The following is a 23,482-nucleotide window of genomic DNA, read 5'->3' as shown; positions in this document are numbered from 1 at the left end:
ACCTTATGATCGCCGGGTGGCTGATCAGCCCGTAGACCTCTCCGACGAAGCGTTGACCAAGGCCGTCAGCGCGGCCCGGCACGCCTTCGACGCGGCGGCCGACCTCGAGGCGCTCGCGCGCGCCAAGACCGAGCATCTCGGCGACCGCTCGCCCATCGCGCTGGCCCGCCAGTCGCTGGGCTCGCTGCCCAAGTCGGAGCGCTCCGACGCGGGCAAGCGGGTCAACGTGGCCAGGACCGAGGCGCAGCGCGCTTACGACGACCGTCTCGCCGTGCTGCGCGCCGAGCGTGATGCGGCGGTGCTGGTGGCCGAGCGCATCGACGTGACATTGCCGTCGACGCGCCAACCGCTGGGCGCGCGCCACCCGATCACGATCCTCGGCGAGCACATCGCCGACACCTTCGTGGCGATGGGCTGGGAGCTGGCCGAAGGACCCGAGGTCGAGACCGAGCAGTACAACTTCGATGCGCTGAACTTCCCCCTCGACCACCCGGCCCGCAGCGAGCAGGACACCTTCCACATCGCTCCGGAGGGCTCCCGGCAGGTGCTGCGCACCCACACCTCGCCGGTGCAGATCCGCACGCTGCTCGAACGTGACCTGCCGGTGTACATCATCTCGATCGGACGCACCTTCCGCACCGACGAACTCGACGCGACCCACACCCCCGTCTTCCACCAGGTGGAGGGGCTGGCGGTGGACAAGAACCTGACGATGGCGCATCTGCGGGGCACGCTGGACGCGTTCGCGCGGGCGCTGTTCGGTCCGCACGGCCGGATCAGGTTCCGCCCGCACTTCTTCCCGTTCACCGAGCCGTCGGGCGAGGTCGACGTCTGGTTCGACAACAAGAAGGGCGGCCCCGGCTGGGTGGAGTGGGGCGGCTGCGGCATGGTCAACCCGAATGTGTTGCGTGGCTGCGGCATCGACCCGCAGGAGTATTCCGGCTTCGCGTTCGGCATGGGGCTCGAGCGAACCCTGCAGTTCCGCAACGGAATCCCCGACATGCGCGACATGGTCGAGGGCGACATCAGGTTCTCGCTGCCGTTCGGGGTGGGAGCCTGATGCGGCTGCCGTACAGCTGGCTACGCGAAACCGTGCAGGCCGGCGCCCCCGGCTGGGACGTGTCGCCCGAGGAACTCGAGCAGACGTTCATCCGCATCGGCCACGAAGTCGAAGAGGTCATCCCCGCGGGCCCGGTCAGCGGTCCGCTGACGATCGGCCGGGTCAGCGAGATCGAGGAACTCACCGAGTTCAAGAAGCCGATCCGCGCGGTCAAGGTCGACGTCGGCGAGTCGGCGCCGCGCGACATCGTCTGCGGAGCGACGAATTTCGCCGTGGGGGATCTGGTCGTTGTGGCGCTGCCCGGCACGGTGCTGCCCGGGGACTTCACCATCGCCACCCGCAAGACCTACGGGCGCACCAGCGACGGCATGATCTGCTCGACGGCCGAACTGAACCTGGGCACCGACCATTCCGGCATCCTGGTGCTGCCCGCGGGCACCGCGGAACCGGGTGCGCCTGCCGCCGACCTGCTGGGCCTCGACGACGTCGTGTTCCATCTGGCGATCACCCCCGACCGCGGCTATTGCCTGTCGGTGCGGGGGATGGCGCGCGAGATCGCCAACGCCTACGACCTCGACTACGTCGACCCCGCCGACGTGCCGGCGCTGCCGGCCGAGGGTGAGGCGCTGCCGGTGACGGTTCAGCCCGGCACGGGTGTGCTGCGCTTCGGGCTGCGGCCGGTCACCGGCATCGACCCCGCCGCGGTGTCGCCGTGGTGGATGCAGCGCCGCCTGCTGCTGTCCGGAATCCGCGCGATCTCACCGGCCGTCGACGTCACCAACTACGTGATGCTCGAGTTCGGCCACCCCATGCACGCACACGACCGCGGCCTGATCACCGGCGCCTTCACGGTGCGCTTCGCCGAACCGGGGGAGACGGTAGTCACTCTCGACGATGTCGAGCGTCGCCTCGACCCGGCCGACGTGCTGATCGTCGACGACGTCGCCACCGCGGCCATCGGCGGCGTGATGGGAGCGGGCACCACCGAAGTTCGCGACAGCACCACCGAGGTGCTGCTGGAGGCCGCGGTGTGGGACCCCGCGGCGGTCTCACGTACCCAGCGCCGCCTGCACCTGCACAGTGAGGCGGGACGTCGCTACGAGCGCAGCGTCGACCCGGCCATCTCGGTGGCCGCATTGGACCGCTGCGCGGCGCTGCTGGCCGAGATCGCCGGCGGCACCGTCGAACCCACGCTGACCGACTGGCGCGGGGATCCGCCGCGGCAGGACTGGTCACCGCCGCCGGTCACCATGGACGAGGATCTGCCTGACCGCACCGCGGGCGTCACCTATGCCGCGGGCACCACCGAGAAGCGGTTGACCCAGATCGGCGCGACCGTGGTCACCGACGACGGTCGCGTCACCGCCACCCCGCCCAGTTGGCGCCCGGATCTTCGGCAGCCCGCCGACCTCGTCGAAGAGGTGCTGCGGCTGGAGGGCCTCGAGATCATCCCGTCGGTGCGCCCCCAGGCGCCGGCCGGCAGGGGCCTGACCGCCACCCAGAGACGCCGGCGGGCTATCGGAAAGTCGTTGGCGCTCAACGGATATGTCGAGATTCTGCCGACACCGTTTCTGCCCGCCGGGGTGTTCGACCAGTGGGGGCTACCCGCCGACGACCCACGGCGCAACACCACCAGCGTGCTCAACCCGCTGGAAGCCGACCGCCCGCAGCTGGCCACCACACTGCTGCCCGGTCTGCTGGAAGCCCTGGTGCGCAACGCCTCCCGCGGCGCGGTCGACATCGCACTGTTCGCCATCGCGCAGGTGGTGCTGCCGACTCCGGACACCCGAGCGCTCGCGCGCATCCCGATCGACCGGCGTCCCACCGACGACGAGATCGCGGCGCTGGACGCGTCGTTGCCGCGCCAACCCCAGCACGTCGGTGCGGTGCTGACCGGTCTGCGTGAACTGGCCGGACCCTGGGGGCCGGGCCGCCCGGTCGAGCCCGCCGACGCCTTCGAGGCGGTGCGGATCATCGGCCGCGCCGCCGGTGTCGAGCTGACCCTGCGGGCCGCGCAGCACCTGCCCTGGCACCCCGGCCGCTGCGCGGAGGTGTTGGTCGGTGACACGGTGGTCGGCCATGCCGGCGAACTGCATCCCGCGGTCGTCGAGCGCTCGGGCCTGCCGAAGCGCACCTGCGCGGTCGAACTCGAACTCGACGCCGTCCCGCTGACGGAGGTATTGCCCGCGCCCGCGGTGTCGCACTATCCGGCGGTTTTTCAGGACGTCGCGCTGGTCGTCGACGAGAACGTCGCCGCGCAGAGCGTGATCGACGCGGTCCGCGAGGGCGCCGGCGCGCTGCTCGAGGACGTGCGGTTGTTCGACGTGTACACCGGACCGCAGGTCGGCGAGGGCCGCAAATCGCTGGCCCTGGCGATGCGCTTCCGCGCCCCCGACCGCACGCTCACCGAGGACGAGGCCAGTGCCGCGCGGGAGGCGGCGGTCCGGACCGCGGCAGAGCGCGTCGGCGCAGTGCTACGCGGCTGATCTCCCCGCCTTTCTCCCCGCGAGCAGACGCAAAAGCAGCGGAAATCGGGCAAAAGTGCGGAGTTTGCGTCTGCTCGCCGGGGTGGTGACCCACCCGTCGCGCAGGGTGGATCAAATGAATTTGCATAGTTATGCATAACCATGCAGACTCGTGGCATGACTTCTGTGGCGGTGGCCGGCGCCAGCGGTTATGCCGGCGGAGAGATACTGCGCCTGCTTCTGGGCCATCCTGGCTACGCCGACGGGCGGCTCACCATCGGTGCCCTGACCGCGGCCGCGAGCGCGGGCACGGCGCTCGCCGAACACCACCCGCATCTGCTGCCGCTGGCCGCACGGGTGTTGGAGCCCACCGACGTCGACGTGCTGGCCGGCCACGACGTGGTGTTCCTGGCGTTGCCGCACGGCCATTCCGCGCAGCTGGCCGACCGACTCGGACCGCAGACCGTGGTCATCGACTGCGGGGCGGACTTCCGGCTCACCGATCCGGACGTCTGGCAGCGGTTCTACGGTTCCGAGCACGCGGGGAGCTGGCCCTACGGGCTGCCCGAACTGCCCGGCGCGCGCGAGCGGCTACACGGCGCCAACCGGATCGCGGTGCCGGGCTGCTATCCGACCGCCGCGCTGCTGGCGCTGTGGCCCGCCCTGGCCGCGGGCCTTGTCGAGCTGGCGGTGACGGTCGTCGCGGTGAGCGGAACCTCGGGAGCGGGCCGCGCCGCCAAGACCGACCTGCTCGGCGCGGAGGTCATCGGGTCCGCGCGGGCCTACAACGTCGGCGGCAAGCACCGGCACACCCCCGAGATCGCCCAGGGGCTCGGTGACGTCGCAGGCAAGAAGGTCACCGTGTCGTTCACCCCGGTGTTGATCCCGACCTCGCGCGGTATCCTCGCGACCTGCACCGCGCGCACCGAGGCCTCGATCGACGAGATCAGGACCGCCTACGAGAAGGCCTACGACGCGGAACCTTTCGTTCATGTGCTCCCTGACGGCCAGCTGCCCAAGACCGGCGCGGTCATCGGTAGCAACGCCGCGCAGATCGCGGTCGCGGTGGACGAGGAGGCGAAGACACTGGTCGCGATCGCGGCCATCGACAACCTGGTCAAGGGCACCAGTGGGGCCGCGGTGCAGTCGATGAACCTGGCGCTGGGTTGGCCGGAGGCCGAGGGACTTTCGATCGTGGGGGTGGCGCCGTGACCGCGACCTCTTCGGCGCGGCTGCTGCGCACTCAGGGCGTCACCGCGCCAGCGGGCTTCCGGGCGACGGGGATCGCGGCCGGTATCAAGGCGTCCGGCGCGCTGGACCTGGCGCTGGTGTTCAACGAGGGTCCCGACTACGCGGCCGCGGGCGTGGTAACCCGCAACCAGGTCAAGGCCGCGCCGGTGCTGTGGACCCGGCAGGTACTCACCACCGGGCGACTGCGCGCGGTCATCCTCAACTCCGGCGGCGCCAACGCCTGCACCGGCCCACAGGGCTTCCAGGACGCCCACGCCACCGCCGAGGCGGTGGCACAGGCACTGAGCGACTGGGGCACCGAGACCGGAGCGGTCGAGGTGGCGGTCTGTTCTACCGGGCTGATCGGCGACCGATTGCCGATGGACAAGGTGCTGCCCGGGGTGACCGCGATCGTGCACGAACTGGCCGGCGGGCTCACCGGCGGCGAGGAGGCCGCGCGCGCGATCATGACCACCGACCTGGTGCCCAAACAGGCCGCGCTGCACCATCCGGACAACTGGACCGTGGGCGGGATGGCCAAGGGCGCAGGCATGATCGCGCCGTCGCTGGCCACCATGCTGTGCGTGCTCACCACCGACGCGGTCGCCGACGCCGCGGCCCTGGACCAGGCGCTGCGCAAGGCGACGGCGCTGACGTTCGACCGCCTCGACGTCGACGGTTCCTGCTCGACCAACGACACCGTGCTGCTGCTGGCGTCGGGGGCAAGCGAAGTCGCGCCCAGTCAAAGCGATCTCGACGACGCGGTGCTGCGGGTGTGCGACGACCTGTGCGCGCAGTTGCAGGCCGACGCCGAAGGCGTGACCAAACGGATCACCGTGACCGTCGAGGGTGCGGCCTCCGAGGCCGACGCGCTGACCGCGGCGCGACTCGTGGCCCGCGACAGCCTGGTCAAGACCGCCCTGTTCGGGTCGGATCCCAACTGGGGCAGGGTGCTCGCCGCCGTCGGGATGGTGCCGTTCACCGTCGACCCGGACCGGATCACGGTGTCGTTCAACGGGTCCCCGGTATGGCAGGACGGCGCCGCGGTGCCGGGCGCGCGGGAGATCGACCTGTCGGGTGCCGACATCGACGTCACCGTCGACCTCGCCGCCGGCGCGCAGCGAGCCAGCATCCGCACCACCGACCTGTCGTACGGGTACGTCGAAGAGAACTCGGCCTACAGCTCATGAGTGTCGCAACGCCGGTCAAGGCGCAGGTGCTGGCGGCGGCGCTGCCCTGGCTCAAGCAGATGCACGGCAAAATCGTCGTGGTCAAATACGGCGGCAACGCGATGACCGACGACGTCCTCAAGGCCGCGTTCGCCGCCGACATGGTATTCCTGCGCAACTGCGGCATCAAACCCGTCGTCGTGCACGGCGGTGGACCGCAGATCAGCGCCATGCTCAACCGACTCGGCATCGCAGGCGATTTCAAGGGCGGGTTCCGCGTTACCACCCCCGAGGTGCTCGACGTGGTGCGCATGGTGCTGTTCGGTCAGGTGGGCCGCGAACTGGTCAACCTGATCAACGCGCACGGTCCCTACGCCGTCGGCGTGACCGGCGAGGACGCGCACCTGTTCACCGCCGTGCGGCGCAACGTGACGGTCGACGGAGTGGCCACCGACATCGGCCTGGTGGGTGACGTCGAGCGGGTCAACCCGGACTCGGTGCGCGATCTGATTGCGGGCGGGCGCATTCCGGTGGTCTCCAGCATCGCACCCGACGTCGACGGTGTGGTGTACAACATCAACGCGGACACCGCGGCCGCGGCACTGGCCGAGGCGCTCGGCGCGGAAAAACTGGTCATGCTCACCGACGTCGAGGGGCTCTACACCCGCTGGCCCGACCGGAACTCGTTGATCAGCGAGATCGACACCGCCGCCCTGGCCACGCTGCTGCCCACCCTGCAGGAGGGCATGGTGCCCAAGGTGGAGTCGTGCATGCGTGCCGTGTCGGGCGGGGTGCCCAGCGCACACATCATCGACGGCAGGGTCGCCCATTGCGTGTTGGTCGAACTGTTTACCGACGAGGGCACCGGTACGAAAGTGGTGAACGCATGACTCTGCAGAAGCGTTGGGACGCCGTGATGATGAACAACTACGGCACCCCACCTCTGGCACTGACCGGCGGCCAGGGCGCCGTGGTGACCGACGAGGACGGCAAGTCCTATCTGGACCTGCTCGGCGGCATCGCGGTCAACATCCTGGGGCACCGTCATCCCGCGGTGGTCGAGGCCGTCACCCGGCAGATGGACACGCTGGGCCACACCTCGAACCTGTACGCCACCGAGCCCGCGGTGGCGCTGGCCGAGGCACTTGTCGGGCAGCTGGGCGTCGAGGGTTCGCGGGTGTTCTTCTGCAACTCGGGTACCGAGGCCAACGAGGTCGCCTTCAAGATCACCAGATTGACCGGACGAACGAAACTCGTTGCCGCACAAGGTGCTTTCCATGGCCGCACGATGGGGTCGCTCGCGTTGACCGGTCAGCCGTCCAAGCAGGAGCCGTTCGCGCCACTGCCCGGTGACGTCACCCACGTGCCCTACGGGGACCTCGAAGCACTGGCAGCGGCCGTGACCGGTGAGACCGCCGCGGTGTTCCTCGAGCCGATCATGGGGGAGGGTGGAGTGGTGGTTCCGCCCGCCGGCTACCTGGCGGCGGCCCGCGAGATCACCGCGAAGCACGGCGCGCTGCTGGTGCTCGACGAGGTGCAGACCGGAATGGGCCGCACCGGAGCCTTCTTCGCCCATCAGCACGACGGAATCACCCCCGACATCGTCACGTTGGCCAAGGGGCTGGGCGGCGGGTTGCCCATCGGCGCGTGCATCGCTACCGGCGCGACCGCCGACCTGCTCACACCGGGCCTGCACGGCAGCACGTTCGGCGGCAACCCGGTGTGCGCCGCGGCCGCGCTCGCGGTGCTTCGGGTGCTCGCCGACGACGATCTGATCGGCCGCGCCGACGTGCTGGGCAAGACGCTGCGCGACGGTATCGAGTCGACGCGGCATCCCCTGGTGGACCACGTCCGCAGCCGGGGGTTGCTGTGCGGCATCGTGCTGCGCGGCGAGTCCGCCAAGGCCGCCGAAGCCGCCGCGCGCGATGCCGGGTTCCTGGTCAACGCCGCCGCGCCGGACGTGATCCGGCTGGCCCCGCCGTTGATCATCACCGAGGCCCAACTCGACGACTTCCTCGGTGCCCTGCCGGGCGTCTTGGACTCAGCGACGGAGCTGTCGCGATGACGCGGCACTTTCTGCGCGACGACGACCTGTCGCCCGAGGAGCAGGCCGAGGTGCTCGCACTGGCCGCCGAACTCAAGAGGGCCCCGTACAGCAGGCGCCCCCTCGAAGGCCCGCGCGGTGTCGCGGTGATCTTCGACAAGAACTCCACCCGTACGCGGTTCTCGTTCGAGATGGGCATCGCCCAGCTGGGTGGGCACGCCGTCGTCGTCGACGGGCGCAGCACGCAACTGGGCCGAGACGAGACGCTGGAGGACACCGGCCGGGTGCTGTCGCGCTACGTTGAGGCGATCGTGTGGCGGACGTTCGCCCAGGACCGGTTGACCGCGATGGCCTCGGGCGCCCGGGTGCCGATCGTCAACGCGTTGTCCGACGAGTTCCACCCCTGCCAGGTGCTCGCCGACCTGCAGACGCTGGCCGAGCGCAAGGGCACGTTGGCCGGGTTGCGGCTGGCCTACTTCGGCGACGGCGCCAACAACATGGCGCATTCGCTGATGCTGGGCGGGGTGACGGCCGGCATCGACGTGACCATCGCGGCGCCGGCCGGCTTCGAGCCGCACCCGGACTTCGTCGCGGCCGCCGAGAAGCGCGCCTCGCAGACCGGGGCGAGCGTGACGCTGACCGCGCAGCCGCAGGCCGCCGCCGACGGCGCCGACGTGCTGGTCACCGACACCTGGACGTCGATGGGGCAGGAGAACGACGGGCTGGATCGCGTGGGCCCGTTTCAGCCCTTCCAGGTCAACGCCGACCTGCTCGCAGCCGCTGATCCCGATGCCGTTGTGCTGCACTGTCTTCCCGCGCACCGCGGGTACGAGATCACCGACGACGTGATGGACGGCCCGCACAGCGCGGTGTGGGACGAGGCCGAGAACCGCCTGCACGCGCAGAAGGCGCTGCTGGTGTGGCTGCTGGAACAGCGCGGGATGGGGTCGAGATGACCTCGGCCGCCACCCGCGCGGGCCGGCAGGCGCGCATCGTCTCGATACTGTCGGCGCAGTCGGTGCACAGCCAGACCGAACTCGCCGCGATGCTGGCCGACGAGGGCATCGAGGTCACGCAGGCCACGCTGTCCCGCGATCTCGAGGAACTGGGCGCGATCAAGCTGCGCGGCGCGGGCGGCGTCGGCGTGTACGTCGTTCCCGAGGACGGCAGCCCGGTCCGCGGGGTCTCCGGCGGCACCGAACGCATGTCGAGGCTGCTGGCTGAGTTGCTGGTGTCCACAGATTGCAGTGCCAACCTGGCGGTTCTGCGTACGCCGCCGGGTGCGGCACACTACTTGGCGAGCGCGATCGATCGCGCCGCCCTGCCCTACGTCGTCGGCACCGTCGCCGGCGACGACACCATCCTGGTGGTCGCGCGTGAGCCGATGACCGGCGCCGAACTGGCCACCAGATTCGAAAGCATTCAACAAAAGGAGAAGGGTTGATGTCCGAACGCGTCATCCTGGCGTATTCCGGCGGCCTGGACACCTCGGTGGCGATCAGCTGGATCGGCAAGGAGACCGGCCGCGAGGTCGTCGCCGTGGCCATCGACCTCGGCCAGGGCGGTGAAGACATGGAGGTCGTCCGCCAGCGAGCCATCGACTGCGGTGCGGTGGAGGCCGTCGTCGTCGACGCCCGCGACGAGTTCGCCGACGAGTACTGCGTGCCCGCGATCCAGTCCAATGCGCTCTACATGGACCGCTATCCGCTGGTGTCGGCGCTGAGCCGGCCGCTGATCGTCAAGCACCTGGTGGCCGCGGCTCGTGAACACGGCGGCGGCATCGTCGCGCACGGTTGCACGGGCAAGGGCAACGACCAGGTGCGCTTCGAGGTCGGATTCGCCTCGCTGGCACCAAATCTGGAGGTGCTCGCGCCGGTTCGCGACTACGCGTGGACTCGGGAGAAGGCCATCGCGTTCGCCGAGGAGAACGAGATCCCGATCAACGTCACCAAACGCTCGCCGTTCTCCATCGACCAGAACGTGTGGGGGCGGGCGGTGGAGACCGGGTTCCTCGAACACCTGTGGAACGCACCGACCAAGGATGTCTACGAGTACACCGAGGACCCCACCGTCAACTGGAGCACACCGGACGAGGTGATCGTCGGGTTCGAGCGTGGGGTGCCCGTGTCGATCGACGGCAGGCCCGTCACGGTGCTGCAGGCCATCGAGGAGCTCAACCGCCGCGGCGGTGAACAGGGCGTCGGCAGGCTCGACGTCGTCGAGGACCGGCTGGTGGGCATCAAGAGCCGCGAGATCTACGAGGCCCCTGGTGCGATGGTGCTGATCACCGCCCACGCAGAACTCGAACACGTGACGCTCGAGCGCGAACTGGGACGGTTCAAGCGCACCACCGACCGCAAGTGGAGCGAACTGGTCTACGACGGCCTGTGGTTCTCGCCGTTGAAGACCGCGCTGGAGTCGTTCGTGGCCAAGACCCAGGAGCACGTCACCGGCGAGATCCGGATGGTGTTGCACGGCGGGCACATCGCGGTCAACGGCAGGCGCAGTCCGACGTCGCTCTACGACTTCAACCTGGCCACCTACGACGAGGGGGACACCTTCGACCAGTCGGCGGCGAAGGGCTTCGTGCACATCCACGGCCTGTCGTCAAAGATCTCCGCGCAGCGGGACCTCTCCCAATGAGCGCGAACAGACGCGAAATGCGCCATTTCGCGGCGTGTCGCGCGGACTTTGCGTCTGCTCGCGCTGAAGGGGTGTGTGGGGGGCGCCGATGAGCACCAACGAGGGCTCGCTGTGGGGCGGCCGGTTCGCCGACGGGCCGTCCGATGCGCTGGCGGCGCTGTCCAAGTCCACGCATTTCGACTGGGTGCTCGCGCCCTACGACATCACCGCCTCCAAAGCCCATGCGCGGGTGCTGTTTCGGGCCGGCCTGCTGACCGAGGAGCAGCGCGACGGGTTGCTCGCCGGCCTCGACGCGCTGGCCGCCGATGTGGCCGACGGCAGTTTCCGGCCGTCGGCGCGCGACGAAGACGTGCACGGTGCGCTCGAGCGGGGCCTGATCGACCGCGTCGGGGAGGAGCTGGGCGGCCGCCTGCGGGCCGGCCGCTCGCGAAATGACCAGGTGGCCACGCTGTTGCGGATGTGGCTGCGCGACGCGGTACGGCGCGTCGCCGACGGGGTGCTCGAGGTGGTCGCGGCGCTGGTCGCCCAGGCCGAGGCGCATCCGGACGCGATCATGCCCGGGAAGACACATCTGCAGTCCGCGCAACCGATCTTGCTCGCCCACCACCTGTTGGCGCACGCCCATCCACTGCTGCGCGACGTCGACCGGCTTGCCGACTTCGACAACCGCGCCGCGGAGTCGCCCTACGGCTCGGGCGCACTGGCGGGCTCGTCGCTGAACCTCGATCCCGACGCGATCGCCGACGAGTTGGGGTTCGACACGGCCGCCGACAATTCCGTGGACGCCACCGCCGCGCGCGACTTCGCCGCCGAGGCGGCGTTCGTGTTCTCGATGATCGGTGTCGACCTGTCCCGGCTGGCAGAGGACATCATCCTCTGGAGCACAACCGAATTCGGATACGTCGCACTGCATGACTCGTGGTCGACCGGCAGCTCGATCATGCCGCAGAAGAAGAATCCCGACATCGCCGAGTTGGCCCGGGGCAAGTCCGGGCGATTGATCGGAAACCTCACCGGTCTGCTGGCCACGTTGAAGGCCCAGCCGCTGGCCTACAACCGTGATCTGCAGGAAGACAAGGAGCCGGTGCTGGATTCGGTGGCCCAGCTCGAACTGTTGCTGCCCGCGATGGCGGGGCTGGTGGGCACACTGCGGTTCGATGTCGACCGGATGGCCGAGTTGGCGCCGCTGGGCTATACCTTGGCCACCGACGTCGCCGAGTGGCTGGTGCGGCGCGGCGTGCCGTTCCGGGTGGCCCACGAAGCCGCGGGCGCCGCGGTACGCGTGGCGGAGTCCCGCGGCGTCGGTCTCGAGGACCTCGCCGACGGCGAACTCGCGGCGATCCACCCCGACCTGACGCCGCAGGTCCGTGAGGTGCTCACGATCGAGGGCTCGGTCAGCGCCCGCAACGCCCGCGGGGGCACGGCGCCCAGCCGGGTCACGGCGCAGCTGGACGTGGTGCGTGAGCGCGCCGATCGGCTGCGCCGACGGTTGCGGGGATGACTGCACGGATCACGTTCGAATCCGGCGGAGAGACCTGCGCCGGTCGCCTCTACGGTGACCCCGCCGCCACACCTGGGCCCTGCGTGGTCATGTGCCAGGGCTTCGGCGGAACCCAGGACACCCCGGCGTTCACCGCGAATGCGCGTGACTTCGCCTCGGCCGGTTATCGCGCGCTGACGTTCGACTACCGCCACCTCGGCGAGAGTTCCGGTCTGCCACGCCAACTGGTCGACATCGACGGTCAGCTCGACGACATCGCCGCCGCAGTGGCCTACGCGCGGCGCGACCCCGGGATCGACCCGGATCGAATTGTGCTGTGGGGGACATCGCTGGGCGGCGGTCATGTCGTCACCGCCGCGGCTCGCGACCCGCGCATCGCGGCGGTGATCGCCCAGATCCCCTTCAACGGCTTCCCCAAGAAGGTCGAGGGGCGCTCGACGACGGCGACCCTGCGATTGCTCGGCGCCATGATCGCCGACGCTGTGCGTGGTGCGCTGCGCCTGTCTCCCGCCTACATCAAGCAGGTCGGAGGTCCTAATGAACTGGCCGTGATGGCCAGTTCGGAAGCGCAGCGAACCATCGATGCGATGACGAGCGCCACCTGGCGAAACGAGGTGACCCCACGTTCGCTGCTGGACATGTGGCGTTACCGGCCCGGCGATCACGCTGCGTTCGTGAGCGCACCGCTTTTGGTGTGTATCGGCATACAGGACAAGGAGACTCAGGCTCCCGACGCGCCGCAGCTCGCCCGTCGCGCGCCCCTCGGTGAGTTACGTGCTTACGACGTCGCGCACTTCGACTTCTACCGCGATGACGTCCGCAAGCGGGTGATTTCAGACCAGGTGCGGTTCCTGCGCGAAGTTCTGGCCGGCTAAGCCGCGTCAGTCCTTGTCGTTGCAGACGGTGACCTCGAGACGGCCGTCGTCGATCTCCACTTCGAGGTCGAGTTCCTCAGCACCCCTGCGGAATTCGATCTCCACCTCGTCGGGGCGCTGGTCGTCGACGCGATGGGTCCAGCCGTCGGCCGGGGTCACCGATTCCAGCGTCAGGCGGCCGTCGGCGAAGACGACCACCGCCGTGCCCGCGTCGTAGATCTGATAACGCCCGTCGGCCGTGGGAGCCAGGCGGACACACTGATCCAGTCCCGGCCGGGCGGGCTCGGCGACGCCGGCCCGGGGTGCCGGTGTCGGCGCCGATGGCGCGTGGCCGGTGGTGGTCGGGGCCGGTTCGGTGACGGTCACCGTCGGCTGGGGTTCGTCGGACGACCCACACCCGGCAAGGAGCAGCGCGGCCCCCACGAGGGCGGTGGCCGCGATCGGTCTGCGCCTCATCAACCCACCCTACGTGCGGCGTCAGCCGTCGGCGGCGGCCAGCCAGGCTTCCTCCAACGATTCCCTGCGGGCGGTCAGCTCCTGCAACTCGGCGTTGAGCTCGCCGAGGCGCACGTGGTCGGCGGCGGCCTCGGCCATGGCCTCGTGCAGCGAGGCGATCCGCGACTCGAGCTTGTCCAGCTGGCCCTCGATGCGGGCCATCTCCTTGCCGGCCCGGCGTTCGCGTGCGGCCGCGGACTCGCCGCGCACGGGTTCAGGTCGAGACGGTGCCTCGGCCGCCGCGGCCGCCTCCCGATCGGCGAGGTACTGCTCGATGCCACCGGGCAGCAGGTCACAGCGCCCGCCGCCGGGCAGGGCGTAGGTGACGTCACAGACCCGCTCCAAAAAGTACCGGTCGTGGGTGACGACGAGCAACGTGCCGGGCCAGCCGTCGAGGTAGTCCTCGATGACCGTCAAGGTGTCGATGTCCAGGTCGTTGGTCGGCTCGTCGAGAAGCAGCACGTTGGGCTCGTCGAGAAGCAACCTCAGAAACTGCAGCCGACGCCGTTCCCCACCGGACAGCTCGGCGATCCGTGCGGTCAGCTTGTCGCCGCTGAACCCGAAGTCCCTCAGCAGCGTGTCGGCCGAGATGTCGCGGCCACCGGCCAGTTCGGTGACCCGGCGGCGGTTCTCGACCGCGTCGATGACCCGTTCGGCGCCGTCCACCTCGGTCAACGCCTGGCTCAGGTAGCCGATCTTGAGCGTCGCGCCGCGCTTGATCGTGCCGGCCGACGGCTGCAGCTCTCCAGCCAGCAGCCGCAGCACCGACGTCTTGCCGGTGCCGTTCACGCCGACCAACCCGATCCGTGCGCCCGGGCCGATCGACCAGTCCAGACCGTCGAGGATGACGTGCGGACCGACCTCCAACCGCACCCGGTGCAGGTCGAACACGTCCTTGCCCAACCGGGTTGTCGCAAACCGCTGCAGCACAAGAGAATCCCGCGGCGGAGGTTCGTTGGCGATCAGTTCGTTGGCGGCCTGGATGCGGAACTTCGGCTTCGACGTGCGCGCGGGCGGGCCGCGCCGCAGCCACGCCAACTCCTTGCGCATCAGGTTCTGCCGACGTGCTTCGGCGCCCGCGGCCAACCGGGCCCGCTCGGTGCGCGCCAGCACGTAGGCGGCATAGCCGCCGTCGTAGCCGTCGACGGCCCCGTCGTGCACCTCCCACGTGCGGGTGCAGACCGCGTCGAGAAACCAGCGGTCGTGGCTGACCACCACCAGCGCCCGGGCGGGGCGCGCCCTCAGGTGGCCCGCCAGCCAGCCGATCACCTCGACGTCGAGATGGTTGGTCGGCTCGTCGAGCACCAGCACATCGTGGCCGGCCAGCAGCACCTGGGCCAGGGCGACCCGGCGCCGCTCCCCGCCGGACAGTTGCGCCACGTCTGCGTCCAGGTCCACGTCGGCAAGGAGGTGCGAGACGACGGCGCGGGTGTCGGGTTCGGCGGCCCATATGTGGTCGGGTCTGCCGCCGACGATCACGCCGCGCACGGTGGCGCCAGCCGCGAAGGCGTCGCCTTGGCGCAGAAAGCCCACCGACAGGCCCGACGTGTGGGTGACACGGCCCGAATCGGGCTCGCGAGTCTTCGTCAGCACCTGCAACAGCGTGGTCTTGCCGTCACCGTTTCGGCCGACGACGCCGATCGAGTCGCCCTCGTCGACGCCCAGGCTGACCGCGTCGAGCAGGGTGCGGGTGCCGTAACTGACGCTCGCGCGCTCGACATTGATCAGATTCGCCATCTCGCCAGCGATGATATGTAGCCGTTCGATCAGCGGTCTCTGTGCCATGATGGCGACTGCAATCGGGGGAGTGGACCTCGCCTTGAACGGGAGTGCGCGTGGTGGATCTGTCGGCGATTACCAGGCCGGTCGAGCGGCTGGTGGCCACGGCGCAAAACGGGCTGGAGGTGCTGCGCTACGGCGGCCTGGAGACCGGTGCCGTGCCGTCACCGTTCCAGATCATCCAGAGCGTGCCGATGTACCGGCTGCGACGGTACTTCCCGCCCGACGCCCGACCCGGTTCGACGCCGCCGGGGCCACCGGTGCTGATGGTCCATCCGATGATGATGTCGGCGGACATGTGGGACGTCACCCGCGAGGACGGCGCGGTGGGCATCCTGCACAAGGCGGGTATCGACCCCTGGGTCATCGACTTCGGTTCCCCCGACAAGGTCGAGGGGGGCATGAACCGCAACTTGGCCGATCACGTTGTCGCGCTGAGCGAGGCCATCGACACCGTCAAGGAGGTCACCGGCGCCGACGTGCACCTGGCCGGTTACTCCCAGGGTGGCATGTTCGCCTACCAGGCCGCGGCCTACCGACGGTCCAAGGATCTGGCCAGCATCATCGCGTTCGGCGCACCGGTCGACACCCTGGCGGGGCTTCCGATGAACCTGCCCGCCAGCCTCGCGCCCGCGGCCGCCGACTTCATGGCCGACCACGTGTTCAGCCGCATCGACATCCCGGGATGGTTGGCGCGCACCGGATTCCAGATGCTCGACCCGCTCAAGACCGCACAGTCGCGGCTGGACTTCCTGCGGCAACTGCACGACCGCGAAGCGCTGCTGCCGCGAGAACAACAGCGGCGCTTCCTGGCCTCGGAGGGCTGGATCGCGTGGTCGGGCCCGGCGATCTCCGAACTGCTCAAGCAGTTCATCGCCCACAACCGGATGATCACCGGTGGGTTCTCGATCCACGGCGAGTTGGTCACGCTCTCCGACATCGACTGCCCGGTCCTCGCCGTCGTCGGCGAGGTCGACGACATCGGCCAGCCCGCCTCCGTCCGCGGCATCAAGCGTGCCGCGCCCAAGGCTGACGTCTATGAATACATGATTCGCGCAGGTCATTTCGGGTTGGTCGTCGGCTCGAAGGCGTCGTCTCAGACGTGGCCGACCGTCGCCCAGTGGGTCAGGTGGATCGACGGTGCGCCGGAGATGCCCGACGGGATCACCCCGATGCCGCTGCAGCCCGAACTGCCCAGCGAAAGCGGCGTCTCGCTCAGTTCTCGGGTGGCGCACGGCACCGCGGCCGCCACCGAGATGGCGTTCAACTTCGCCCGCTCGGCCGCCGACACGCTTGTCGCGGCCAACAAGTCGGCCAGGGCGCTGGCGGTGGAGACCGTGCGCACCCTGCCCCGGTTGGCCCGTCTCGGACAGATCAACGACCACACCCGAATCTCGTTCGGCCGCATCATGTCCGAGCAGGCTCGTGACGCCCCCAACGGCGAGGCGCTGCTCTTCGACGGTCGTGTGCACACCTTCGAGGCGGTGGACCGCCGGATCAACAATGTGGTGCGCGGGCTGATCGAGGTCGGCGTGCGGCAGGGGTCGCGCGTCGGCGTGCTGATGGAGACCCGGCCGAGTGCGTTCGTCGCGATCGCCGCGCTGTCGCGGCTGGGGGCGGTGGCCGTCCTCATTCCGCCCGACGCCGACATCGTGGCGGCCGCCCGGCTGGGCGCGGTGTCGGAGATCATCGCCGACCCGAGCAACCTGGACGCGGCGCGGCGCCTGAACACCAGAGTGCTGGTGCTCGGTGGCGGTGAGGCGCGTGACCTCAACCTGCCCAGCGACACCGACGACGTCGTGGACATGGAGAAGATCGATCCCGACGTGGTGGACCTGCCGGGCTGGTATCGGCCCAACCCCGGGCTGGCCCGCGACCTGGCGTTCATCGCGTTCAGCTCGATCGGCGGGGAGCTCGTTCCGCGCCAGATCACCAACTACCGATGGGCGCTGTCGGCGTTCGGCACCGCCTCGGCGGCCAATCTCGGCCGCGGCGACACCGTGTACTGCCTGACCCCCCTGCATCACCAGTCCGGACTGCTGGTCGCGCTCGGCGGCGCGACGGTGGGCGGGTCGCGCATCGCGCTGTCGCGTGGGTTGCGGCCCGACCGGTTCGTGCAGGAGATCCGCCAGTACGGCGTGACCGTGGTGACCTACACCTGGGCGATGCTGCGGGAGGTCATCGACGATCCGGCGTTCTCGTTGACCGGCAGCCACCCGGTGCGGCTGTTCATCGGCTCCGGCATGCCCACCGGGCTGTGGCAGCGCCTGCTCGACGTGTTCGAACCGGCCCACGTGGTCGAATTCTTCGCGACCACCGACGGGCAGGCGGTGTTGGCGAACGTGTCGGGCGCCAAGATCGGCAGCAAGGGCAGGCCGTTGCCCGGCGGCGGCGACGTCGAGTTGGCCGCCTACGACGCGGACGACGATCTGATCTTGGAAGACGACCGCGGATTTGTGCGCAGGGCCGAGACCAACGAGGTCGGGGTCCTGCTGGCGCGCCCGCGCGGCCCGATCGACCCGCGGGCCTCGGTCCAACGCGGGGTTTTCGCCCCGGCCGACACGTGGGTGTCCACCGAGTTCCTTTTCCGCCGCGACGAAGACGGGGACTTCTGGCTGGTCGACAACCGCGGCCAGGTGATCGACACGGCGCGAGGGGCGGTGTTCGCCTCCACAGTCAACGATGCCGTCGGTCGGCTGGGGTCGGTCGATCTGGCTGCCACCTACGGCGTCAAGGCGGGGGATCGTCAGCTCGCGATCACCGCGCTGGAGTTGCGCCCCGGAGGCAGTATTCCGTCGGCCGATCTGTCCGAGGCGCTGTCCGACCTGCCGGTCGGCAATCCGCCCGACATCGTGCACGTGGTGCCGAAGATGGCGCTCAGCGCCTCCTGCCGACCACTGATCACCCCGCTGCGCGACGCGGGCATCCCCAAACCCTCGCGTAACGCCTGGTACCTGGATCCCGATACGAATCGGTACAAGCGGTTGACCGTCGCGGTCCGCGCGGAGATCGCCGGCGGCTGACCGGCGCAACCGTGCCGCGAGGTCGCCACGCTGTTAGGTTCAGGGTGCTACAACAGCCGACGCTGGAGGAATGCATGGCAACGCAGACCGGTGAACAACGCTTCGACTGGCGTCGCGCCGTCGGCGGTGGTCTGGCCGCGGGGGCCGTCGCGGCCATGCTCGCCACCGGATTCGGCGCCTCGACGGCGCTCGCACAACCGGCACAGCCGACCGAGACCGAGTCGCCCAGCGTTCCGGCAGGTACCCGGGCACCCGGGCAGAACTGCACCGGTGACGACTGCTCGAAGCCCGTGGCCGGCCAGCAGCAGGCGGAGAGCGAACCGCAGAAGGTGTCAGCGGACCAACTGCTCGCCGAGATCTACCAGCAGTACCGCCAGGGCGACGGCGGTGGTCAGGTCTCCAAACTGATCGACGACGCGATGAAGTTGCGCGCCCAGGGTTTCCGCCCGTCCCAGGAGAACGCCGAGGCGCTCGCCGACGCACTCGACCGTCGACCGCACCAGACTCCGTTGGTTCAGGCGCTCCGGGAGACGATCGCCTACCAGCGCAAACAGCAGGCGCAGGCCGCGATGTCGCAGGGCGGCGGTGGCGGTCCGGTGCCCGTCATCCTGGGTCCGAACGCCGGCATCAGCATCCCCCTCGGTTAGCCTCACGGGCGTGCGCGACGACAAGCTGCGCAGCATCCTGGTCTGCCCGCAGGACCGCGGGCCACTGTTGCTGATCGATGGCGAGTGCCTGTACAACCCGCGTCTTCGCCGGGCCTATCGGATCGACGAGGGCATCCCGGTGTTGCTGATCGACGAGGCCGTCACGGTCACCGACGACGCCGAGCATGACCGCCTGCTCGCGCGCGCGTCAGCGGACTCCGGGTAGCTCGCCGGTGAGGTAGCGCTGCAGGTTCGGGGCGATGGTGTCGGCGATCTGCTCGACCGACAGCGATGCGAACGGTTCCAACTCCAGGATGTAGCGGGCCATCACGACACCGACCAGTTGCGAGGCCACGAACTGCACCCTGACGGGCCCGCTGCCCGGCGGATCGTCGACGCGTGACCCGACCTCCTTGACGATGACGTCCTGCAGGAAGTTGCGGAACAGCGCGACCTCGTTGCCCGCCAGTATCGACCGCAGGGTCGCGATCAACCCCTTACCCATCTCGGAATCCCACAGCGGCAACAGCAGCGATGGCAGCGTGTGGCCGATCTCGTCGACCGGGACCTGCCGCAACTGGCCGATGATCTGCATCGGGTCGACGGGGATCTGGATCGCCGCGGCGAACAGTTGCGTCTTGGTGCCGAAGTAGTGGTGCACCAGGGCCGGGTCCACGCCGGCGGCCGCGGCCACCGCCCGGATCGAGGTCTTGTCGATCCCGTTGCGGGCAAACAGTTCTCGTGCATTGCCGAGGATTCGCTCGCGCGTATCGGAGGTACCGGGTGGCCGGCCGGGACGTCTGCGTTCGGTGTGGCTGGTCAAGGTCTCACGGTGTCCTTCGTCGAAGTGTCGTGGCGGCCACGCACAGGGCGGCGATCGCGCAGCCGACCACCACGATGATGTCGCGCACGGCGACGTCGGTGAGCCCGGGGTGCGCGCCGACCTGTTGCAGCGCCTCCAGTGCGTAGCTGGCTGGCATGACGTTGCTGATCCACTCCAGCCAGTTCGGCATCGCGGCGCGGGGCACGATGATCCCCGCGAGCAGCAACTGCGGCACCATCACCAACGGGATGAACTGCACGGCCTGAAACTCGGTGCGCGCGAACGCGCTACACGCGAGGCCGAGTCCGACACCGAGCACCGCGTTGACGATGGCGATCAGCACCACCCACAGAGGGCTGCCCGCAGTGTCGAAACCGAGCAGCCAGAACGCGGTCATGCAGGCCACGGTGGCTTGGACGGCGGCCGCGATCGAGAACGCCGTTCCGTATGCCGCCAGCAGTTCGATGCGCCGCAGCGGGGTGGCCAGGATGCGTTCCAACGTGCCCGACGCCCGTTCGCGCTGCATGGTGATCGAGGTGATCACGAACATCATGAACATCGGGAACAGGCCCAGAAGGACCAGGCAGGCGGTGTTGAAGCCCGACGGCGCGCCCGGCTGCGCCGGCACGTCGCCGAACATGAAGTACATCAGGCTGAGCACCACCACCGGCACGACGAGGATCATCGCGATGCTGCGGTGATCGGCGAGCAGCTGACGCAGGATGCGGGCCGTGGTCGCCGGGTACCCGCGCAGTGTCAGCCGGCTGGGGCCGCGGTGCTGCGCCGGATGATGGACAGAAACGCCTCTTCCAGTGACTGACATCCGGTCTCCTTCCGTAACGCGTCGGGGGTGAGGTGGCCGAGCAGCCGACCGTCGCGCATGAGCATCAGATCCCCGCAGCGATCGGCCTCGTCCATCACGTGGCTGGACACCAGCAGCGTCACGCCGCGCCGGGCCAGCTCGTGGAACTGCTCCCACAGGTCAGCGCGCAGCACGGGGTCCAGGCCCACCGTGGGTTCGTCGAGCACGAGCAGATCGGGACGCGCGACAAGGGCGCAGGCCAGCGAAGCGCGGGTACGTTGGCCGCCGGATAGGTTGCTGCACAGCGCGGTTCGATGATCGTCCAGTCCGACGGCATCGATCGCGGCATCGGCCGCGGGTGCGCCGACACCGTAGAGCGAAGCGAAATAGCCGACGTTGTCGATCACCCGGAGGTCGTCGTAGATGGTCGGCGCCTGCGGCATGTATCCGATCCGGCGGCGCAGTTGCCGCGAACCCGCGGGTTGGCCGAACACCGTGACCGAACCCGAGGTGATGACCTGGCTGCCCACGATCGAGCGGATCAACGTCGTCTTACCGCACCCGGACGGGCCGAGCAGGCCGGTGATCGTGCCCGGGGCGATCCGCACCGACAGGTCTTCGATGGCGGTGCGCTTGCCACGTACGACGCGCAGGTGGTCGATGTCGACGACGGGCCCGACTCCCCGGCGGACTAATTCATCACTCGATGAAGTCATCATGTGTTGAATATCCTCCCGGCGGCGGGCGATGTCAACACCGCAGGCACAATCGCTCGAGTGAGCGCCGAGTTGCTGTCCGTGGATCCGCTGACCGCCGCGCGACGACTGCTGGGCGCCACCCTGATCGGACGGCAGGTCACCGCGATGATCGTCGAGGTGGAGGCCTACGGCGGACCCGCCGACGGGCCGTGGCCCGACGCCGCGGCGCACTCGTATCGCGGCCCCGGGGTGCGCAACGCCGTGATGTTCGGGCCCGCGGGCCGGTTGTACACCTACCGCAGTCACGGCATCCACGTCTGCGCGAACGTCGTCTGCGCGACCGACGGGGTGGCGGGCGCGGTGCTGCTTCGGGCGGCGGCGCTGCAGTCCGGTCAGGAGGTGGCGCAGATACGTCGTGGTGAGTCGGTTCGGCCCGCAGCACTGGCGCGTGGGCCCGGCAACCTGTGCTCGGCGCTGGGAATCATCATGGACGACAACGGGATCGACTTGTTCGATTCGCGCAGCCCGGTGCGACTCGAACTCGGTGAGCACAAAGCCGGGCTGACCGGGCCGCGGGTCGGCGTGAGCAAGGCCGCGGACCGGCCGTGGCGGATGTGGTTGGCCGGGCGACCGGAGGTGTCGCTGTATCGGCGCAGCCCGCGCGCACCGGCTCCCGGCGGAAGCGACTAGTACGAGAAGATTGACGCTGTGACTTCTACGGGCGTGTCCATCCTTGACGAGTTGGACTGGCGTGGGCTGATCGCGCAGTCCACCGACCGCGACACCCTGGCGGCGGAACTGCGGGACGGACCTGTCACCGTCTATTCGGGCTTCGACCCGACCGCGCCGAGCCTGCACGCCGGCCACCTCATCCCGTTGCTGACGCTGCGACGGTTTCAGCAGGCCGGGCACCGCCCGATCGTGCTGGCCGGCGGCGCGACCGGCATGATCGGTGATCCCCGCGACGCCGGTGAACGCACGCTGCACAATGCCGCGACCGTGGCCGAGTGGGCCGACCGGATCCGCGGTCAGCTCGAGCGCTTCGTCGAGTTCAACGATTCGCCGACCGGTGCGATCGTGGAGAACAACCTGACCTGGACCGGTGAACTGCGGGCGATCGAGTTTCTCCGCGACATCGGCAAGCACTTCTCGGTCAATGTGATGCTCGACCGCGACACCGTGCGGCGCCGCCTGGAGGGCGAGGGCATCTCCTACACCGAGTTCAGCTACATGCTGCTGCAGGCCAACGACTACGTGGAACTGCACCGCCGGTTCGGCTGCACGTTGCAGATCGGCGGGTCTGACCAGTGGGGCAACATCATCGCCGGGGTCCGGCTGGTCCGTCAGAAGGCGGGCGCCACCGTGCACGCGCTGACCACCCCGCTGGTCACCGACTCCGAGGGGCAGAAGTTCGGGAAGTCGACGGGCGGGGGCAGCTTGTGGCTGGACCCGGCGATGACGACGCCGTATGCCTGGTACCAGTACTTCGTCAACACCGCCGACGCCGACGTGATCCGCTACCTACGCTGGTTCACCTTCTTGACGGCAGATGAGCTAGCCGAGCTACAGGTGGCGACCGAGGAACGCCCCCATGAGCGGGCCGCGCAGCGCCGGCTGGCCCGCGAACTCACCGACCTGGTGCACGGCGAGGCGGCGACCCGATCGGTCGAACACGCCAGCCAGGCGCTGTTCGGTCGCGGCGAGTTGGTGGAGCTCGACGAGCCGACGCTCGCCGCGGCGTTGCGGGAGGCCTCGGTGGCCGAATTGAAGCCCGGGGCCCCCGACACCATCGCCGACCTGTTGGTGGCCAGCGGGCTCGCGCAGAGCAAGGGCGCGGCACGCCGCACCATCGGCGAGGGCGGGGCGTACGTCAACAACGTTCGGATCGAAAGCGACGACTGGGCGCCGCAGGCGTCCGACTTCCTGCACGGGCGGTGGTTGGTGCTGCGCCGGGGCAAGCGGAATATCGCAGGCATCGAACGCGTTGACTGACTCGCCGGGGTAAAACGCACTCGACGGGTGCGCACCGGGGGCCGAGCCGAAACGCCCGCCCCACCAGCCCATTTGACTCCCGGTAGTCCCTCACGTAACTTGTTGATTCGTCGTCGCGACGCGGATAACACCGCAGAGCGCGACGGCGTCCCAGAGGGAAACCCCGCTTCGGCGGGTTCCTGACCGTCCGCATGACAGGTACGCGGCCAAGTGCCGCGGACTCGTTGCGCGGTTGG

Annotated in this window: 21 protein-coding genes; 16 read left to right on the top strand and 5 right to left on the bottom strand. The window is 69.4% G+C overall.

The genetic code is table 11. The features are described from left to right. Positions 1-16 precede the first annotated feature (16 nt). From pheS to ABQE89_RS10055, 11 genes are all read left to right on the top strand, one after another. Complete coding sequence (gene pheS / locus ABQE89_RS10105) at positions 17-1,060, top strand: phenylalanine--tRNA ligase subunit alpha (protein WP_448416193.1); 1,044 nt, start codon at positions 17-19, stop codon at positions 1,058-1,060. Continuing rightward, positions 1,060-3,546: a phenylalanine--tRNA ligase subunit beta gene (pheT, locus tag ABQE89_RS10100; RefSeq protein ID WP_448416192.1), complete on the top strand. Its 2,487-nt coding sequence runs from the start codon at positions 1,060-1,062 to the stop codon at positions 3,544-3,546. Before pheS ends, pheT begins: the two co-directional genes overlap by 1 nt. A 156-nt stretch (positions 3,547-3,702) precedes the next feature. Continuing rightward, a complete protein-coding gene (gene argC, locus ABQE89_RS10095; RefSeq protein ID WP_448416191.1) occupies positions 3,703-4,737 on the top strand; it encodes an N-acetyl-gamma-glutamyl-phosphate reductase in 1,035 nt (344 codons plus the stop codon). Then, positions 4,734-5,945 (top strand): bifunctional glutamate N-acetyltransferase/amino-acid acetyltransferase ArgJ, encoded by a 1,212-nt coding sequence (gene argJ / locus ABQE89_RS10090; RefSeq protein WP_448416190.1) that lies wholly within the window; start codon positions 4,734-4,736, stop codon positions 5,943-5,945. Before argC ends, argJ begins: the two co-directional genes overlap by 4 nt. Next, complete coding sequence (gene argB / locus ABQE89_RS10085) at positions 5,942-6,814, top strand: acetylglutamate kinase (protein ID WP_448416189.1); 873 nt, start codon at positions 5,942-5,944, stop codon at positions 6,812-6,814. Before argJ ends, argB begins: the two co-directional genes overlap by 4 nt. Further along, the gene (locus ABQE89_RS10080) at positions 6,811-7,989 is read left to right on the top strand and encodes an acetylornithine transaminase (RefSeq protein ID WP_448416188.1); all 1,179 of its coding nucleotides are present in this window, start codon (positions 6,811-6,813) and stop codon (positions 7,987-7,989) included. Before argB ends, ABQE89_RS10080 begins: the two co-directional genes overlap by 4 nt. Continuing rightward, positions 7,986-8,924 (top strand): ornithine carbamoyltransferase, encoded by a 939-nt coding sequence (argF, locus tag ABQE89_RS10075; protein ID WP_448416187.1) that lies wholly within the window; start codon positions 7,986-7,988, stop codon positions 8,922-8,924. Before ABQE89_RS10080 ends, argF begins: the two co-directional genes overlap by 4 nt. Then, positions 8,921-9,412: an arginine repressor gene (locus ABQE89_RS10070; protein ID WP_448416186.1), complete on the top strand. Its 492-nt coding sequence runs from the start codon at positions 8,921-8,923 to the stop codon at positions 9,410-9,412. The genes argF and ABQE89_RS10070 overlap by 4 nt, the downstream gene beginning before the upstream one ends. Then, positions 9,412-10,611 carry an argininosuccinate synthase gene (locus ABQE89_RS10065; RefSeq protein WP_448416185.1) on the top strand — a complete coding sequence of 400 codons (1,200 nt, stop codon included), beginning with the start codon at positions 9,412-9,414 and terminating at the stop codon, positions 10,609-10,611. The genes ABQE89_RS10070 and ABQE89_RS10065 overlap by 1 nt, the downstream gene beginning before the upstream one ends. Positions 10,612-10,699: 88 nt before the next feature. Further along, positions 10,700-12,112, top strand: coding sequence for an argininosuccinate lyase (gene argH, locus ABQE89_RS10060; protein ID WP_448416184.1), 1,413 nt, complete (start codon positions 10,700-10,702; stop codon positions 12,110-12,112). Then, entirely contained in the window at positions 12,109-12,987 is an 879-nt protein-coding gene (locus ABQE89_RS10055) for an alpha/beta hydrolase (protein WP_448416183.1), read from the top strand. Before argH ends, ABQE89_RS10055 begins: the two co-directional genes overlap by 4 nt. Before the next feature lie 6 nt (positions 12,988-12,993). On the opposite strand, the gene ABQE89_RS10050 is transcribed toward ABQE89_RS10055, so the two are convergent. Further along, positions 12,994-13,443, bottom strand: a complete 450-nt coding sequence (locus ABQE89_RS10050) for a hypothetical protein (RefSeq protein WP_448416182.1) — start codon at positions 13,441-13,443, stop codon at positions 12,994-12,996. Between the two features lie 21 nt (positions 13,444-13,464). Further along, entirely contained in the window at positions 13,465-15,219 is a 1,755-nt protein-coding gene (locus tag ABQE89_RS10045; protein ID WP_448416375.1) for an ABC-F family ATP-binding cassette domain-containing protein, read from the bottom strand. A gap of 98 nt (positions 15,220-15,317) precedes the next feature. On the opposite strand from ABQE89_RS10045, the gene ABQE89_RS10040 reads away from it, so the two are divergent. From ABQE89_RS10040 to ABQE89_RS10030, 3 genes are all read left to right on the top strand, one after another. Then, entirely contained in the window at positions 15,318-18,284 is a 2,967-nt protein-coding gene (locus ABQE89_RS10040; RefSeq protein WP_448416181.1) for an acyl-CoA synthetase, read from the top strand. A 74-nt stretch (positions 18,285-18,358) separates the two neighbouring features. Further along, positions 18,359-18,931 (top strand): hypothetical protein, encoded by a 573-nt coding sequence (locus tag ABQE89_RS10035; protein ID WP_448416180.1) that lies wholly within the window; start codon positions 18,359-18,361, stop codon positions 18,929-18,931. Positions 18,932-18,941: 10 nt separating this feature from the next. Beyond that, positions 18,942-19,157, top strand: coding sequence for a Trm112 family protein (locus ABQE89_RS10030; protein ID WP_448416179.1), 216 nt, complete (start codon positions 18,942-18,944; stop codon positions 19,155-19,157). Here the strand turns inward: ABQE89_RS10030 and ABQE89_RS10025 are convergent. The 3 genes from ABQE89_RS10025 to ABQE89_RS10015 are packed head-to-tail and all read right to left on the bottom strand — an operon-like array spanning position 19,140 to position 21,275. After that, entirely contained in the window at positions 19,140-19,754 is a 615-nt protein-coding gene (locus tag ABQE89_RS10025) for a TetR/AcrR family transcriptional regulator (protein WP_448416178.1), read from the bottom strand. The two genes, ABQE89_RS10030 and ABQE89_RS10025, sit on opposite strands and share 18 nt — an antisense overlap. A gap of 4 nt (positions 19,755-19,758) precedes the next feature. Continuing rightward, entirely contained in the window at positions 19,759-20,508 is a 750-nt protein-coding gene (locus tag ABQE89_RS10020) for an ABC transporter permease (protein ID WP_448416374.1), read from the bottom strand. A gap of 2 nt (positions 20,509-20,510) precedes the next feature. After that, positions 20,511-21,275 carry an ABC transporter ATP-binding protein gene (locus ABQE89_RS10015; protein ID WP_448416177.1) on the bottom strand — a complete coding sequence of 255 codons (765 nt, stop codon included), beginning with the start codon at positions 21,273-21,275 and terminating at the stop codon, positions 20,511-20,513. Between the two features lie 57 nt (positions 21,276-21,332). Here ABQE89_RS10015 and ABQE89_RS10010 point away from each other — a divergent pair, with 57 nt between their 5' ends. Next, positions 21,333-21,944 carry a DNA-3-methyladenine glycosylase gene (locus ABQE89_RS10010; protein ID WP_448416176.1) on the top strand — a complete coding sequence of 204 codons (612 nt, stop codon included), beginning with the start codon at positions 21,333-21,335 and terminating at the stop codon, positions 21,942-21,944. An 18-nt stretch (positions 21,945-21,962) separates the two neighbouring features. Then, positions 21,963-23,246, top strand: coding sequence for a tyrosine--tRNA ligase (gene tyrS, locus ABQE89_RS10005; RefSeq protein WP_448416175.1), 1,284 nt, complete (start codon positions 21,963-21,965; stop codon positions 23,244-23,246). Positions 23,247-23,482 lie beyond the last annotated feature (236 nt).

The sequence above is a fragment of the Mycolicibacterium sp. XJ1819 genome (genome assembly GCF_053483675.1).
Note: the sequence above shows the minus strand (reverse complement) of the source record. Positions and strands in the feature narration are given on the sequence as shown.